Source organism: Wenyingzhuangia gracilariae (genome assembly GCF_056387575.1).
Genome location: NZ_CM150748.1, coordinates 1,619,537 through 1,634,012 on the forward strand (window position 1 = coordinate 1,619,537; position 14,476 = coordinate 1,634,012).

The following is a 14,476-nucleotide window of genomic DNA, read 5'->3' on the forward strand; positions in this document are numbered from 1 at the left end:
TGTTGTTTTTTTGAGTAAAAATAGTACAATAGTAGACTTTACAAAAACCTAACTTAAATTTTATGTTAAACTATGGAAACTTTATTTGTTTCTAAAGTTTCCTTCTGTATATTTGTGGCCTAAAATAAACCACTGTATGAAATGTAAAATACTTGAAAAAGCATCTGAAATGTTTTTATCCCTAGGGTTTAAAAGCGTTACTATGGATGATATTTCTACCGAATTGGCCATTTCTAAAAAAACATTGTACACTCATTTTTCTACCAAAAAAAAGTTGGTAGAATCTGTAGCCCTGTATATGTTTGAAATTATAAACAATGGAATTGAAGCCATTTGCGAAAAAAATCAAAATGCCATAGAAGAACTTTTTGACATTAAACAATTTGTAAACAATGTTCTAAAAAAAGAAGATGCTTCTCCGCAATATCAACTTCAAAAATTTTACCCAGACATTTGTGAAAACTTAAACCAAAAGCAATTTAGTAGCATGCTGGTTTGTGTTACAAAAAACTTAGAAAGAGGTATAAACGATGGATTGTACAGAAGTGATTTGAATGTAGATTTTATAGCCCGTATTTATTTTACAGGAATGATAGGTACTAAAAACGAAGATACATTTCCTGCCGACAAATACACCAAAAAAGAGTTGATGGATCAATATTTAGAATACCACATTAGAGCCATTTCAACCCCAAAAGGATTAAAAACTTTAGAACAATTAATAAACACCAAATAAAACAAACTATGAAAAAACCCTTGATTATTATAATGTGCTTCCTCGCATATTTGGTAATTCCTTTGCAGGCAAATTCTCAAGAAAAGAATGCTGTACAAAAAACAGACTTTAGCCTACAAGATGCCATTGAATATGCTTTAAAGCACAACAGACAAATTAAAAACGCTAATTTAGATATTGAGAAAGCCAAATGGAAAAAATGGGAAACAACCGCTACTGGACTTCCTCAGTTTAACGGTAAAGTAGAATATTCTAACAATGTATTGCTACCAGACGTTTTTAGCGATGGTGGAAACAGCAACCCTTTGCGATTTTTATTTCCTAAACAACAATTGTCCCCATCAATCACCTATTCTCAATTGTTATTTGATGGTACATATTTGGTTGGATTGCAATCGGCAAAAGTATTCTTAGAAATATCTAAAAATGCCAAAACAAAAACAACCAAAGAAATTACAAAGGCTGTTACCGATGCTTATAGCAATAATTTATTGGTACAAGAAAGTGTAAAAATTACCGATAAAAACATTAAAGATTTACAAGAAAATATTTTCGAGACAAAATCTATGTTAGAAAACGGTTTGATAGAAGAAGAAACACTAGAACAATTAGAAATTACATTAAATGATTTAGAAAACAATGCTACTAGATTAAAAAGAATTCAAGAAGTGTCTTTATCTCTTTTAAAACTTTTAATGGGAATAGATGAAACGGCTACTCTTAACACAACAGATTCTTTAGATCTTTTGTCTGACAGCAGCAACAATAGCATTTCTTTTTTTAACAACAACATTTCTGTAAACGAAAACATTGATTATAAAATAGCACTTAACAATGTTGAGTCTAAAAGACTTTTATATCAATATGAAAGAGCACGTATGTTGCCATCTCTTTCTGGTTTTGCCAATTTAAACTCACTAGGGTTTGGAGATTCTTTTACAGATATTATGAACAACGAATGGTTTACCATTGGTACGGTTGGTTTAACCTTAGACATTCCTATTTTTTCTTCTTTTAGAGACAAAGCCAAAAAGAAACAAGCAAAATTAGATTGGGAATCTTCTCAAAACTCATTAGAAGAAACCAAAATACAAACACAAATTAACATTAAAAACGCTTCTATAGAATTGGAACTAGCTTTAAACACCTTACAAAACAAAAAGAAAAATTTAAATCTGGCCGAAAGAATAGAACGAAAAAACAACACCAAATACACAGAAGGTATTGCGAGTAGTTTTGACTTAAGACAAGCACAATTGCAACTATACAGTAGTCAACAAGAATATTTACAAGCTATGGTAAATGTTATTAACAAAAGAGCAGAACTAAACGCATTAAAAAACTAAACGCTACAACATAAAATCATGAAAAAAATTATATATACCATTTTAGCAATTACAGCAGTTGCGTGTGGAACTAAAGAAAAAAGTATCAACGATATTATTGCAGAAAAAGATATCAAACAAATTAAAGAAAAAAGAAGCGTTGTTGTTGCCAATTTAAAATTGTTAGATGATGCCTTGGTGGAATTAGATACGGTAAAAAAACTAGCATTGGTTTCTACCCACAAACCTGTGCCTACGTTATTTAATCACTTTGTAGAAATACAAGGAAATGTAGAAACCAAACAAAACTTAATTATCTATCCAGAAACTGGAGGACAATTAAAAAGTATTTTGGTAAAAGAAGGACAAAGAGTTGCCAAAGGTCAAGTTATTGCTGTTATAGATGATTCTGGTTTAAAAGAACAGTTAGCCCAAGCAGAAACCAATGCAGAGTTGGCAAAAACTACATACGAAAGACAAGACCGTTTATGGGCTCAAAAAATTGGTTCAGAAATACAGTACTTACAAGCAAAAACATCATACCAAGCACAAGCAAAAGCAGTAGAACAATTAAAAATTCAATTGAGTAAAACTCAAGTTACCGCACCTTTTGCTGGGGTTATTGATGATGTTATTACAGAGGCAGGTTCTTTTGTAGCTCCTGGTCAAACACCTATTACACGTTTAATCAACTTAAACAACATGACCATTAGTGCAGAAATTCCAGAAACATTTATTCGTTTTGTAAACCCTGGAAAAAAAGTAAAAGCATTTTTTCCTGTGTTAGATACACAAACAGAAACGGTAATTACTCAGGCAGGAAACTTTATCAACCCAAACAACAGAAAGTTTAAAATTGAAATGGAAGTTCCTAAAGAAGTAAATGCAAAACCTAACATGACGGTTCGTTTGTTGGTAAACGATTATACTAACGAAAAAGCCATTTTAATTCCTCAAAGCATTATTTCTGAAAACGAAAACAACGAAGAATACGTATACGTTGCTAAAAAAGAAGGAAACAAATACGTTGCCCACAAAAACCTAATTAAAACAGGACAAACAAGCCAAAATGATATTGAAGTTTTAGAAGGTTTGTCTTCTGATTCTTTGGTAATTATTGAAGGAGCAAGAACCGTTAGAGAAGGACAACAAGTTAAGATCTTAAACAAATAAGACAATGGCTAAAATAAAACAAACTATAAAAGAATTTGCACTATCATCGTGGGCTATTAACAACAAAACCACCATGTATGTATTGTGTGCATTAATTCTAATATTAGGATTCTCTGCATACAACAGTATGCCTAGAGAAAGTTTTCCAGAAATTAAGGAAACCAAAATATACATTAATGCTGTGTACCCAGGGAACACCGCAGAAGATATTGAACGACTAATTGTAGATCCGCTAGAAGACAAACTAAAAGATATTAGCAATGTAACCAAAGTAACCTCTACGTCTCAAGAAGACTACGGAATTATTATTATAGAGTTTGATGAAAACATTAGCGTAAGTCAAGCCAAACAAAAAACCAAAGACGAAGTTGATGGTGTAAAAGCAAGTGAAGATTGGCCTACTTTTAATGGTGCTAAGGTAGATCCGGCTGTGTTTGATTTAAACATATCGGAAGAAACTCCTATTCTAAACATTAACATTTCTGGAGACTATCCTGTAGACAAACTAAAATTGTACGGAGAAATTATTCAAGATGAAATTGAAGAACTTGAAGAAATTAAGTATGTAGACATTAGAGGAGCTCAAGAACTAGAAGTAGAAATTGCAGTAGACGTTTATAAAATGATGGCTGCGCAAGTTAGTTTTGATGACATTATTAATGCCATTAAACAAGAAAACGTAACCATGTCTGCAGGAAACTTAATTACTAGCGGACAACGTAGAACCATTCGAATTTTAGGAGAAGTTACACAACCTAGAGAACTAAACGATTTTGTTGTTAAAAGACAAGGAGGAGTTGTTTACCTAAAAGATGTGGCTAAAGTTTACTTTAAAGAAAAAGAAAAAACAACTTTTGCACGTGAATGGGGACACAACGTAGTAATGTTGGATGTTAAAAAACGTGCAGGAAAAAACATGGTAGAAGCTGCTGAAAAAATTTCTGCTATTTTAAACACCATACAAGAAGACAATACGGTTCCTAAAGATTTAACCATTACAACAAGTAACGACCAATCTTCTAAAACCCTAAATCAAGTAGACGACTTGGTAAACAACATTATTTTTGGAATTATATTGGTTGTTGTTGTTTTAATGTTCTTCTTAGGTTTTAGAAATGCTCTATTTGTTGGTTTTGCCATCCCAATGTCTATGTTTATGTCTTTTATGATTATAGACGGATTAGGATACACCATGAATACCATGATTCTTTTTGGATTGATTATGGGACTTGGAATGTTGGTAGACAACGGTATTGTAGTGGTAGAAAACGTATACCGTTTAATGGATGAAGAAGGAATGAGCAGAATAGAAGCTGCCAAAAAAGGAATTGGAGAAATTGCCTATCCTATTATTATTTCTACAGCCACTACAGTAGCTGCTTTTATTCCTTTAGGTATGTGGCCAGGAGTAATGGGAGAGTTTATGGTCTATTTCCCTATTACACTTTCTATTGTATTAGGATCTTCTTTATTTGTAGCCATCTTTTTTAACTCGGTATTGGTTTCTCAATTTATGAGTATAGACCAAAAAATATTAACCAAAAAACAATTAATTCGTTTAAGCTTTATTTTATGTGGTTTTGGAATTCCAATTTTACTTTTTGGAGGAGCCATGAAAGGATTAGGTAGTGTAATGATTGTTACGTGTATTTTCTTTTGGGCATACCGTTACTTTATTAAAGGAGCTGCCGTTTATTTTCAAGAAAAAATACTTACTGCTTTTGAAAACGCATACGAAAAAGCCCTACGCTTTTCTTTAAGTGGTTGGAAACCCTATGTTTTACTAGGAGGAACCTTCTTATTATTAATTGCTTCTTTTATGGTTTTTGGAATGTCTGTAGGTTCTGGTAGAACGCAAGTAGAATTTTTCCCAGACAACAAACCCAACCAAATTATTGTTTATTTAGAATACCCACAAGGAACAGATATTCAAAAAACAAACAAGGTTACCAAACAAGTAGAAGAACGTGTATACAAGGTCTTAAACGACCCTATGTATTTAGACGGAGATTACAACTTTTTGGTAGAGTCTGCAGTATCGCAAGTAGGTATGGGAGCAGGAAACCCACAAACCGAAGTCGGAAATGCAGAAATGCCACACAGAGCTAAAATTACAGCTTCTATGCGTGAATATAAATTCCGTAGAGGTATGGATTCTGAAGAATTGCGTATCAAGGTTTTAGATGATTTAAAAAACAAATTTCCTGGATTGTTAATTTCTGTAGAAAAAGACCCTGTAGGTCCTCCTGCCGGATATCCTATAAACATAGAAATTCAAGGAAAAGATTACGATGAGCTAATTCAAATAGCACAAGGAATGCAATCTTTTATTGCTAGCAAAAACATTCCAGGTATTGAAGAATTAAAAATTGATGTAAACAAATCTAAACCAGCCATGCAAGTAACCGTAGACAGACAAAAAGCAGGAGCTTTAGGTGTACCTATTGTTATGGTTGCTCAACAATTAAGACGTTCTATTTTTGGAGAAAAAGCAAGCGTTTACAAAGAAAATGGTGAAGATTACGATATGTATGTTCGTTTTAAAGAAGAAGACAGAACCAATACCAGTCTACTATTTAATCAAAATGTAATTTTCCGTAGCCCAATAGACGGGCAATTAAAAGAAGTTCCTATTTCTGCGTTAACAACACGTAAAAACACATCTTCTTTTAGTGCCATTAAACACAAAAATGGAATTAGAACTGTAACAGTATATTCTGCTTTAGCTCCTGGTTATAAAGATGCTGCTGCTGTGGTAAAACAAATTGAAGCAGAAATGGCAAGTTTTGATACACCTAAACACATTTCGTTTGATTTTACAGGACAAATTGAGGAACAAAACAAGCAAATGTCTTTCTTAATGGGGGCTTTATTAACCGGATTAGGTTTGATTGCTTTTATTCTTGTTTTCCAGTTTGATTCTATTACAAAACCAACCATTATTATGTTTGCTATTTTCTTAAGTTTTACAGGAGTATTCTTTGGGATTATTGGTGCCAACATGAGTTTTGTAATTATGATGACCATGATGGGAATTATATCGCTAGCCGGAATTGTAGTAAACAACGGTGTTGTATTGTTAGATTATACCCAATTGTTATTTGATAGAAAAGCCGAAGAACTAAACATTCCTGAAGGGCAAGTTATTGGAATTAAAGATGCGTATGAAGCCATTGTAAAAGGTGGAAAAGCACGTTTAAGACCTGTAATTTTAACTGCAATTACTACCGTTATTGGTTTAATTCCATTGGCTCGTGGTATTAATATAGATTTCTTTGCTTTATTTAACACAGGAAATGCAAATATATATGTTGGAGGTGATAATGTAATTTTCTGGGGACCTTTAGCTTGGACAGTAATCTTTGGATTGACCTTTGCTACCTTCTTAACGTTAATTATTGTACCTGTAATGTTTTACTTACTACACAAAATAAAAATTAGAGTAAAAAATAAATAATTGAACTTTTATTTCTTAATAGCAAACAAAAAAGCCTGTGTAAATACACAGGCTTTTTTGTTTTCCATACCTCGGCAATTTAATCATCATAGAATTATTTTTGTGCCCTATGAAAAAAACAATACTTATTGCAATTCTAGTACTAGGTACAACAATTGCAAATGCTCAAGAGAGTACAACAAGCTTAATCGCAGGCTATACTGATGTCAAAATGAATATCAAGGCAAAAGCCTTTGGAGAAGTTGAGAAAGATGACATAAGTGGTCAAGGATTTTTTGTTGGTTTAACCAGAGAAATTCCAATAAATCAAACGGTTTTATTTAATCCTGGAATTATTTATACAAGTACTGAATTTGATACAGCAGATGAAAAAAGTAATTTTTTACAAATTCCTTTATTATTAAAATATTATACCAACGAAAAGATAGCTTTGTTAGCAGGTCCAAAACTAGAATACACTTTTGACACAGAAGAAGAGTTAGATGAATATTTTAATGATTTAGCATTAAGTCTTGCGTTAGGGCTTGAAATTGATTTAAGTGACAAACTAGCGTTTATTGCTAATTATTCATTTCAATTAACTAATTCTCTAACGGATGAAGGTGAAGAAAACTTCTTAGGAGGTACAGATGGTAGTATCTCTATAAAAACTAACTTTTTAAACTTAGGATTAGGTTATAAATTTTAACACTAAAAAACTTTTAAAAAAGAAGCCTATTTATAAAAATAGGCTTCTTTTTTATTTGGACGTTACCCTAAAATTATTTTAGGGTCAGGCTTTCGTTACTCGCTTTTTAAACAAATTTCGTTTTCACTCATTTCTCTAAAAGAGCTCAAACAAACCACTCAATCCTTAACGCAACATTAAAGTGTTCATTTATTAAATAATAATCTTAAATTTATTGTTTATGAGTCTCCCCAACAAAAAGCAAAAAACATATACTGTAGAACAAGCTAAAAATGCCTTAGAAAGCTATTGTGCCTATCAAGATAGATGTCATAAAGAAGTAGAAGAAAAACTAGCTAAAATGGGTATGATTCCACAAGCTTGTGAAATTATTATTCTTCACTTGATGGAATATGATTTTTTAAACGAAGAACGATTTTCTAAAAGTTTTGCCAGAGGTAAATTCCGAATTAAAAAATATGGAAAAGTTAGAATTACACAAGAACTAAAATTTAGAAATATTTCTGAATACAATATTAGAACAGCCTTAAAAGAAATAGATTCTTTGGAATATTTAGAAACTCTAAATAATTTAGTTCTTCAAAAATGGAACAACACGCTAGAAAGTAATTTTTATAAAAAGAAAAAAAAAGTAGCTGATTTTGTTCTTAGAAAAGGTTACGAATCTAACTTGGTGTATGAAACTTTGAATCAATTTAACTCTTAACTTTTATTGAATAGAATCTATTTTAGAAAATATAAAATCATCTTCTACCAAATCTCTTTCAAAATTTCTTTGCTCATAAATAGCATTAATTTTAGCATTAATCATTCTAAAAATAGAGAACAACCCTTGTGTTTGTTTTGCTATTTCTGGCACTGTAATGGCAGGAATACTTTTCATTTCTTGCAATCGTAAAGATTGGTTGTACAAAGCATTTATTCTAGCATTCATACCCTTTTCTTTTAGCTCAGGAACGGTAATAGAATCTCGCATTGTTACTACATCCTTTACCAAACCTTCTGCACTACTAAGCACTTCGTTTGGAGATGTTTTTTTTATTTTATTTAAATTTTCTTGTACTCTAAAATACCCTTTCCAACTTGCAATAGAATCTTTATAAATTACCGCCACAGTAGCAACGCTATCAAAAACCATAATTTCATCTTTTGCATTAAAATACTTATCATCAGTTACGGTAACCGTTTCTGTTTTTTGTGTTTTATGTTTACATGCTACTAATAAAACAGCTCCTATAAATGCTATTAAAACTCTGTATTTCATAAACACAAATATATAAGAACTATATCAATTAGTTGTAAGCAGCTCTTATAATAACGTCTAAGTTTTTATAAAAAAAAGAATATGAGTACCAAAGCCGAAGCAATTGAAAAAGCACTACAAACATCGTTTAACTATTCTACTTTTTTAAGTAAAATGGAAAACTTGGTGCATTCAAACAAAAGTTCAGGAACCACACAATCTGATGAACTGTCTAATTACACCAAATTAAATCAGGCCAGATTAAAACGTTTGACAAAAACTCAAAAAGTAACCGAACCTATTTTAACAACGCTAACCAAATTAAACACCCCACTTACTTTTTTAGTTTTAACAGAAAGTTGGTGTGGAGATGCAGCACAAACCGTTCCTGTAATCTACAAAGTGGCAGAACAATCTAAAAACATACAGCTTAAAATAGCTTATCGTGATGAAAATTCTGCTTTGATGAATTATTTTTTAACGAACGGAAACCAAGCCATTCCAAAACTAATTGTGCTAGATGAACATAAAAATGTAGTAGCCGATTGGGGACCAAGACCTAGCACAGCTACCAAAATGGTAAACGACTATAAAAAAGAACACGGAGGATTGTCTGCTAAATTTAAACAAGATTTACAAGTTTGGTACAATAAAAACAAAGGTTTAGACACTTTAAACGATTTAAACAACTTGTTTACAAACCTTCTAAAACAACAAACCGTATAACTTCTTAAAAAAATAGCCAGTTATTTGATTGATAGCTAATATATTTGTGGAAACTAAATTCCACTTCATGTTAGTAGATTTTAATGAACTTAAAAACAACGCTAAAGTTTTTTTATATCCTAGCAACCAAAAGTTTTACCCAGATCTTTTGGAGGAAATACAAACTAAAGTAAACAGCTTTATTAGTGAATGGTCTTTAAAACACAGTATTGAAGCCGGTTTTAAAATAGAATATCAGCGTTTTATTATTATAGCCATTAATCAAGAAAAACCTATTACCACACAAATTATTGATGAGCTTGTTAGTTTTATTTTTAAACTGCAATTAGAACACAATATTGAATTGTTAGACAAGTTAAATGTTTGTTTTAAACAGGGAGAGTATGTGCAATACAAAGACGTTAAAGAGTTTAAAAAATTAATCAAAAACAAAAGCGTGAATGCCAACACCGTTGTTTTTGACAATTTAATCAATACCAAAGAAGAATTAGAATCTGACTGGGAACTACCTGCCAAAGACACTTGGTACAATAGAATGTTTTAAAACAATTCTATTTTTTACTTTGTATATACTCTATTCTCTTGTTCTGCTACTCTAATAAAAGTAGTTCTTTTGGTTAGTTCCTTTAATCTTTGAGCTCCAACATAAGTACAGGTACTTCTAATTCCACCTAAAATATCTTGTACTGTTTGGGCTACTTTTCCTCTATAAGGTACTTCTACCGTTTTACCCTCGCTAGCTCTATATTCTGCGACACCACCTACGTGTTTTTCCATAGCTGTTGCAGAACTCATACCGTAAAACTGCTTAAATTTTTCGCCATTTTTTTCAATAAGTTCTCCTCCACTTTCATCATGCCCTGCTAACATTCCACCAAGCATTACAAAATCTGCACCAGCACCAAACGCTTTGGCAACATCACCCGGAATAGAACATCCTCCATCACTAATAATTTGTCCGCCCAAACCATGAGCAGCATCTGCACATTCTATTATTGCCGATAATTGTGGGTAGCCCACTCCTGTTTTTACTCTAGTGGTACACACAGAACCTGGTCCTATTCCTACTTTAACAATATCTGCTCCAGATAATAAAAGCTCTTCTACCATTTCGCCTGTAACTACATTTCCTGCAATTATTACCTTATCCGGGTATAAATTTCTGGTGTTTTGCACGTAGTTTACAAAATGTTCAGAATAACCATTAGCAACATCAATACAAATAAATTTTAGGGTTGGATTCTCCTGTAAAATTTGAGCTAATTTTTCTGCATCTTTTTCTCCAGTACCTGTACTAATTGCAATATAATCTGATATATTTTTAGGTGCTTTGGTTAAAAACTGATGCCATTCTTGTGGTGTATAATGTTTGTGAATAGCCGTAAAAATATGATATTCGGACAAAGCCAAAGCCATTTCAAACGTACCTACTGTATCCATATTTGCAGCCATAATTGGCACACCTTTCCATGTAGCTTTGCTGTTTAAAAACTTAAATTCTCTGTCTAAATCTACTTGAGCTCTACTTTTTAAGGTAGATCTTTTAGGTCTAATCATTACATCTTTAAACCCTAGTTTGATATCGTATTCAATACGCATAAGCTTTTATTTTATATTGATACCTAAATGTAAGATTTCTTTAAGTAATTCAGCTTTACATAGCTATAATAAAATCTTAAATTATCAACATTTTGTGCTTATAAAACAAAATAGCTAAATAATGAAAAAACATTATTTAGCTATTTTACCTATTGTTCTAAGTTGTATATTATTGAACGATTAATTTCTCTACAATTTTCCCATCAAAAATGACCAAATACAAACCTGGAACAAAACCTGATGTTTGTACAGTATTAGTGGTTCCTGTTTTCATCAGTTGACCAGCTATATTTTTTATTTCCCATTTTTGAAAAGATCCAGAAAAATGCACATGTCCTCTTGTTGGATTAGGTGAAATTACAATGTTATTGTTTTCTACATCAAAATCACTACTTAGTAAATGTTCAGACTCTAGAACCGTACTTGTTGTGGTTGGTTTGTTAATTTCAACTGTTACAATATCATCAAAGCTTTTTAAATGCTTTAGCGTAACTGTAAATTTCTTTTTGGTGGCGTTCCAAACAGGAGTTCCAACCAAGGCTTGAGCAGGAACAACCGTTATATTTGGTTTATTATTTGCAAAAATAGACACCACTGTATTTTCAACAGCTAGATCAACAGTTTTTCTGTTTTTTGAAATAATGTATTGATCATATCTATGAGAATTTACAAAAAACCTAAGTTTATTCCCACCTTCTAAAAGTCTGGCTCCTACGTATGTTGATATATTTACCTCTCCATTAAATTTTTTGATAAAGTTTGTGCTACCAAAATCTATTTTAAAATTTTGCTTGTTTGTAATTAAATTGCCTGAATCATCTTTTCTTAAATCTGTTTCTAATGAGTTTAAAACAATATACTTATCATCTGTTTTACTTACCCAAGCATTCCCTGAATGAGGTGCTGTGTTAGTAAATATTGCATTTACTTCTACGGCAGTATCTACACTATTTATAAGGTATCTTGTTACACCTGTCCATGTTGTTCCTGTTGTGTTTTTTGAGGTTATGGGAAACATTCCATAACGACCACCATTATCAGGAATTAAATCTGAAACCATTTTCTCATTGTTAAAGTTTTTTACACCAAATAATCGATCGTACAAAGCTTCGTATTTTTGATAAAAAGTTGCATCATTATCAGTATCTCTTCCTCCATTATTATTAATGGTTACAAATTCAACAGATTTATCGTTTTTAGCTCTGATTTTATTTTTACTTGGAATCATGTCTTCGTCTATTATTTTTTCAAACAACTTAAATAAATGATCTCTAAGTGCAGACCTTGTTCCATCTACATCTGTTGAGTTATCGTTATCTCTTATCACAAACACAGTACCTCCGTTTGCAGCACCGTACAACATTTCTTTTGCCATTTGAGTTACCGGAGTATATGTATCAGAATCTGAATCATTAATTTTTTTCCATAAAGACGGATATTTACCTGACAAAGACCTGTTGTAGTAATTCTCCATCCATATACACATATTCCCTATTTTATTGTCTAACCACAAACCTAAATGATACGAATCTAAAATGTGTTTTGCCTTAGCGCTGTTATTTTTTGTTCCTAATATAAGTCTGCTCCCCTCATTTTCTAACAAATTATTTACCGTAGTAGAATGAAAATACGGTTCGTGATCTTTAGCAATTAATGCATTGTTTGCATAATGTGTGGCATTCATAAAATAACCTCCATGAATTCTGGCAAGCTGTAATGATTTTTTTAAATAAAGAAACGTTTCGTCATTAAACCCATCATTTCCATCGTTTTGATACCTTCTTACCAAATCTTCTGTTTCACCAGTAAATGTACCTATGCAGTTTTCATAATTTTGATATATCCAATCTTGTTCAGCAAGAGAATACTGATGAAAAACCATTGTTTTATATCCCCAATTTTTAATTTTATCTAAATTGTTTTTTATGGCGTTTATTGAGTAATTTGTAGCATTTTCAAATCTATCTTCCGTTTTAGTTCTATCATCAACTATAACAGCAACATGTTTTCTTTTTCCACTTGAAAAATCATTTTTTGAAAAAGCATTTTTTCCAAAATCACTAAATAAATTTGTGTCGTTACTAACAATTCTATTTGGATCTGCATCTGCAATAACAAAAAGAGGATTTTTATTGGTTATATTATATCGTTGATTCGAACTTACAGAAGTATCTACTAAAATTACTTTTCTTTTTGCCGACCAGGGTCCTTTGTTTACCGTTCCGTTGTCTAACGTTTCACAACGCATTCTCCAATAATAGGTTCCTGCTGCTAAGCTTACATTTGGTATATGTTGCGTAGTACCATGTTGTCTAGACCATAATTTTATATGTTTATTATAAACTTTATTGGTGCCTCCAAAATTTGTGCTTTTAGAAATTTGCACTCTATACACAGCTTTTTGTTTATTGTGTGTTAATAAATTCACACTGCTTCCTGACTTATTTACACTAAAATTATTTTTAAGGGTGTCTAAAAATTTTTGATTATTGGGTGCTACAAACCTAAAAGACAATGCTTCTTTGGTTACGTTCCAATCTTCTTCAGGTGTAATTAAAATTGGAGCTTTTGGATAAAAATTTTGAGCATATATAGAAATACTCATTAAGAATAAACTACAAAAGAGTAGTTTAATTTTGAAAACATTTTTCATAATTGTTTGGTTTTGGTTTTGTTATTAATAATAGTTTTAGTCCTAAAGCCTCCCTAATTATCATATTCATTACAAAAACAAATATTTAACACGAAATAGACACTTTAATGCTTTACAAATTATTCAACACAACACTAAATAATTGTTTTTTTAGATTTTTAATAGAACATATATGATTTTCTAATGTCATTAAAACCAAACAAAAAGAACTTATTTTTCTATAAAACACATATGTGCTCTACCCGAGCATTTATTAACCATATTATTTTAATAGTTTTATAAGTATGAAAAAACTTTTAGAAAACATAAAACAATGCAATACTTGTTCTGCTTATTTAAACCACGGAATAAATCCTGTGTTAACAGCTCATCCTAAAAGTAAAATTGCCATTATAGGGCAAGCTCCTGGAATTGTTGTGCACAACACAAGCATTCCTTGGAACGATAAAAGTGGGGAACGCTTAAGAAATTGGTTAAATGTAGACAAAGCTACTTTTTACAACAAAGAATTATTTGCCATTATTCCTATGGGATTTTGTTATCCTGGAAAAGGAAAAACAGGAGATTTACCTCCTAGAAAAGAATGTGCTCCGCAGTGGCATCCGCTTTTGTTTAAGGAACTAAAAGAATTAGAGTTGGTTATTTTAATTGGAAGTTATGCTCAAAATTACTATTTAAAAAACCCTAAAAAAACTTTAACAGAAACTGTTAAAAATTATCATGAATACTTACCTAAGTTCTTGGTACTGCCTCACCCATCACCTAGAAACAACATTTGGCTAAAGAAAAACCAGTGGTTTGAAAAAGAGATAGTACCTTTTTTACAAAATTTTATACAACAACAATTAAAAGGAATACATATTGATGACTAAGTTT

General features: G+C 31.4%; 12 protein-coding genes. 9 read left to right on the forward strand and 3 right to left on the reverse strand.

Annotated features, from left to right (window positions below; genetic code table 11):
- Positions 1–136: 136 nt before the first annotated feature.
- From ACY2IJ_RS07085 to ACY2IJ_RS07110, 6 genes are all read left to right on the forward strand, one after another.
- On the forward strand, positions 137–736 hold the full coding sequence (locus tag ACY2IJ_RS07085) for a TetR/AcrR family transcriptional regulator (protein WP_476726451.1): 600 nt from the start codon (positions 137–139) through the stop codon (positions 734–736).
- Between the two features lie 32 nt (positions 737–768).
- Positions 769–2,082, forward strand: a complete 1,314-nt coding sequence (locus ACY2IJ_RS07090) for a TolC family protein (RefSeq protein ID WP_476726452.1) — start codon at positions 769–771, stop codon at positions 2,080–2,082.
- 18 nt (positions 2,083–2,100) lie between these two features.
- Positions 2,101–3,234, forward strand: a complete 1,134-nt coding sequence (locus ACY2IJ_RS07095) for an efflux RND transporter periplasmic adaptor subunit (RefSeq protein ID WP_476726453.1) — start codon at positions 2,101–2,103, stop codon at positions 3,232–3,234.
- Between the two features lie 4 nt (positions 3,235–3,238).
- Entirely contained in the window at positions 3,239–6,691 is a 3,453-nt protein-coding gene (locus tag ACY2IJ_RS07100) for an efflux RND transporter permease subunit (RefSeq protein ID WP_476726454.1), read from the forward strand.
- Between the two features lie 109 nt (positions 6,692–6,800).
- Entirely contained in the window at positions 6,801–7,379 is a 579-nt protein-coding gene (locus ACY2IJ_RS07105) for an outer membrane beta-barrel protein (RefSeq protein WP_476726455.1), read from the forward strand.
- A gap of 220 nt (positions 7,380–7,599) precedes the next feature.
- Positions 7,600–8,085: a regulatory protein RecX gene (locus ACY2IJ_RS07110; RefSeq protein WP_476726456.1), complete on the forward strand. Its 486-nt coding sequence runs from the start codon at positions 7,600–7,602 to the stop codon at positions 8,083–8,085.
- A gap of 3 nt (positions 8,086–8,088) precedes the next feature.
- On the opposite strand, the gene ACY2IJ_RS07115 is transcribed toward ACY2IJ_RS07110, so the two are convergent.
- A complete protein-coding gene (locus ACY2IJ_RS07115) occupies positions 8,089–8,643 on the reverse strand; it encodes a hypothetical protein (protein ID WP_476726457.1) in 555 nt (184 codons plus the stop codon).
- 81 nt (positions 8,644–8,724) lie between these two features.
- Between ACY2IJ_RS07115 and ACY2IJ_RS07120 the strand changes: the two genes are divergently transcribed.
- Positions 8,725–9,348: a thioredoxin family protein gene (locus tag ACY2IJ_RS07120; protein WP_476726458.1), complete on the forward strand. Its 624-nt coding sequence runs from the start codon at positions 8,725–8,727 to the stop codon at positions 9,346–9,348.
- A 67-nt stretch (positions 9,349–9,415) separates the two neighbouring features.
- Positions 9,416–9,892: an ABC transporter ATPase gene (locus ACY2IJ_RS07125; RefSeq protein ID WP_476726459.1), complete on the forward strand. Its 477-nt coding sequence runs from the start codon at positions 9,416–9,418 to the stop codon at positions 9,890–9,892.
- Between the two features lie 14 nt (positions 9,893–9,906).
- On the opposite strand, the gene ACY2IJ_RS07130 is transcribed toward ACY2IJ_RS07125, so the two are convergent.
- Positions 9,907–10,947, reverse strand: coding sequence for a GMP reductase (locus ACY2IJ_RS07130; RefSeq protein ID WP_476726460.1), 1,041 nt, complete (start codon positions 10,945–10,947; stop codon positions 9,907–9,909).
- 169 nt (positions 10,948–11,116) lie between these two features.
- Positions 11,117–13,600, reverse strand: coding sequence for a hypothetical protein (locus ACY2IJ_RS07135; protein ID WP_476726461.1), 2,484 nt, complete (start codon positions 13,598–13,600; stop codon positions 11,117–11,119).
- 284 nt (positions 13,601–13,884) lie between these two features.
- Between ACY2IJ_RS07135 and ACY2IJ_RS07140 the strand changes: the two genes are divergently transcribed.
- Positions 13,885–14,472, forward strand: a complete 588-nt coding sequence (locus ACY2IJ_RS07140; RefSeq protein ID WP_476726462.1) for a uracil-DNA glycosylase family protein — start codon at positions 13,885–13,887, stop codon at positions 14,470–14,472.
- Positions 14,473–14,476 lie beyond the last annotated feature (4 nt).

Coding starts and splice junctions, on each gene's coding strand:
- ACY2IJ_RS07115 (WP_476726457.1), bottom strand. CDS start 8,643: ATGAAATACAGAGTTTTAATAGCATTTATAGGAGCTGTTTTATTAGTA.
- ACY2IJ_RS07135 (WP_476726461.1), bottom strand. CDS start 13,600: ATGAAAAATGTTTTCAAAATTAAACTACTCTTTTGTAGTTTATTCTTA.
- ACY2IJ_RS07120 (WP_476726458.1), top strand. CDS start 8,725: ATGAGTACCAAAGCCGAAGCAATTGAAAAAGCACTACAAACATCGTTT.
- ACY2IJ_RS07110 (WP_476726456.1), top strand. CDS start 7,600: ATGAGTCTCCCCAACAAAAAGCAAAAAACATATACTGTAGAACAAGCT.
- ACY2IJ_RS07125 (WP_476726459.1), top strand. CDS start 9,416: ATGTTAGTAGATTTTAATGAACTTAAAAACAACGCTAAAGTTTTTTTA.
- ACY2IJ_RS07105 (WP_476726455.1), top strand. CDS start 6,801: ATGAAAAAAACAATACTTATTGCAATTCTAGTACTAGGTACAACAATT.
- ACY2IJ_RS07090 (WP_476726452.1), top strand. CDS start 769: ATGTGCTTCCTCGCATATTTGGTAATTCCTTTGCAGGCAAATTCTCAA.
- ACY2IJ_RS07095 (WP_476726453.1), top strand. CDS start 2,101: ATGAAAAAAATTATATATACCATTTTAGCAATTACAGCAGTTGCGTGT.
- ACY2IJ_RS07085 (WP_476726451.1), top strand. CDS start 137: ATGAAATGTAAAATACTTGAAAAAGCATCTGAAATGTTTTTATCCCTA.
- ACY2IJ_RS07130 (WP_476726460.1), bottom strand. CDS start 10,947: ATGCGTATTGAATACGATATCAAACTAGGGTTTAAAGATGTAATGATT.
- ACY2IJ_RS07140 (WP_476726462.1), top strand. CDS start 13,885: ATGAAAAAACTTTTAGAAAACATAAAACAATGCAATACTTGTTCTGCT.
- ACY2IJ_RS07100 (WP_476726454.1), top strand. CDS start 3,239: ATGGCTAAAATAAAACAAACTATAAAAGAATTTGCACTATCATCGTGG.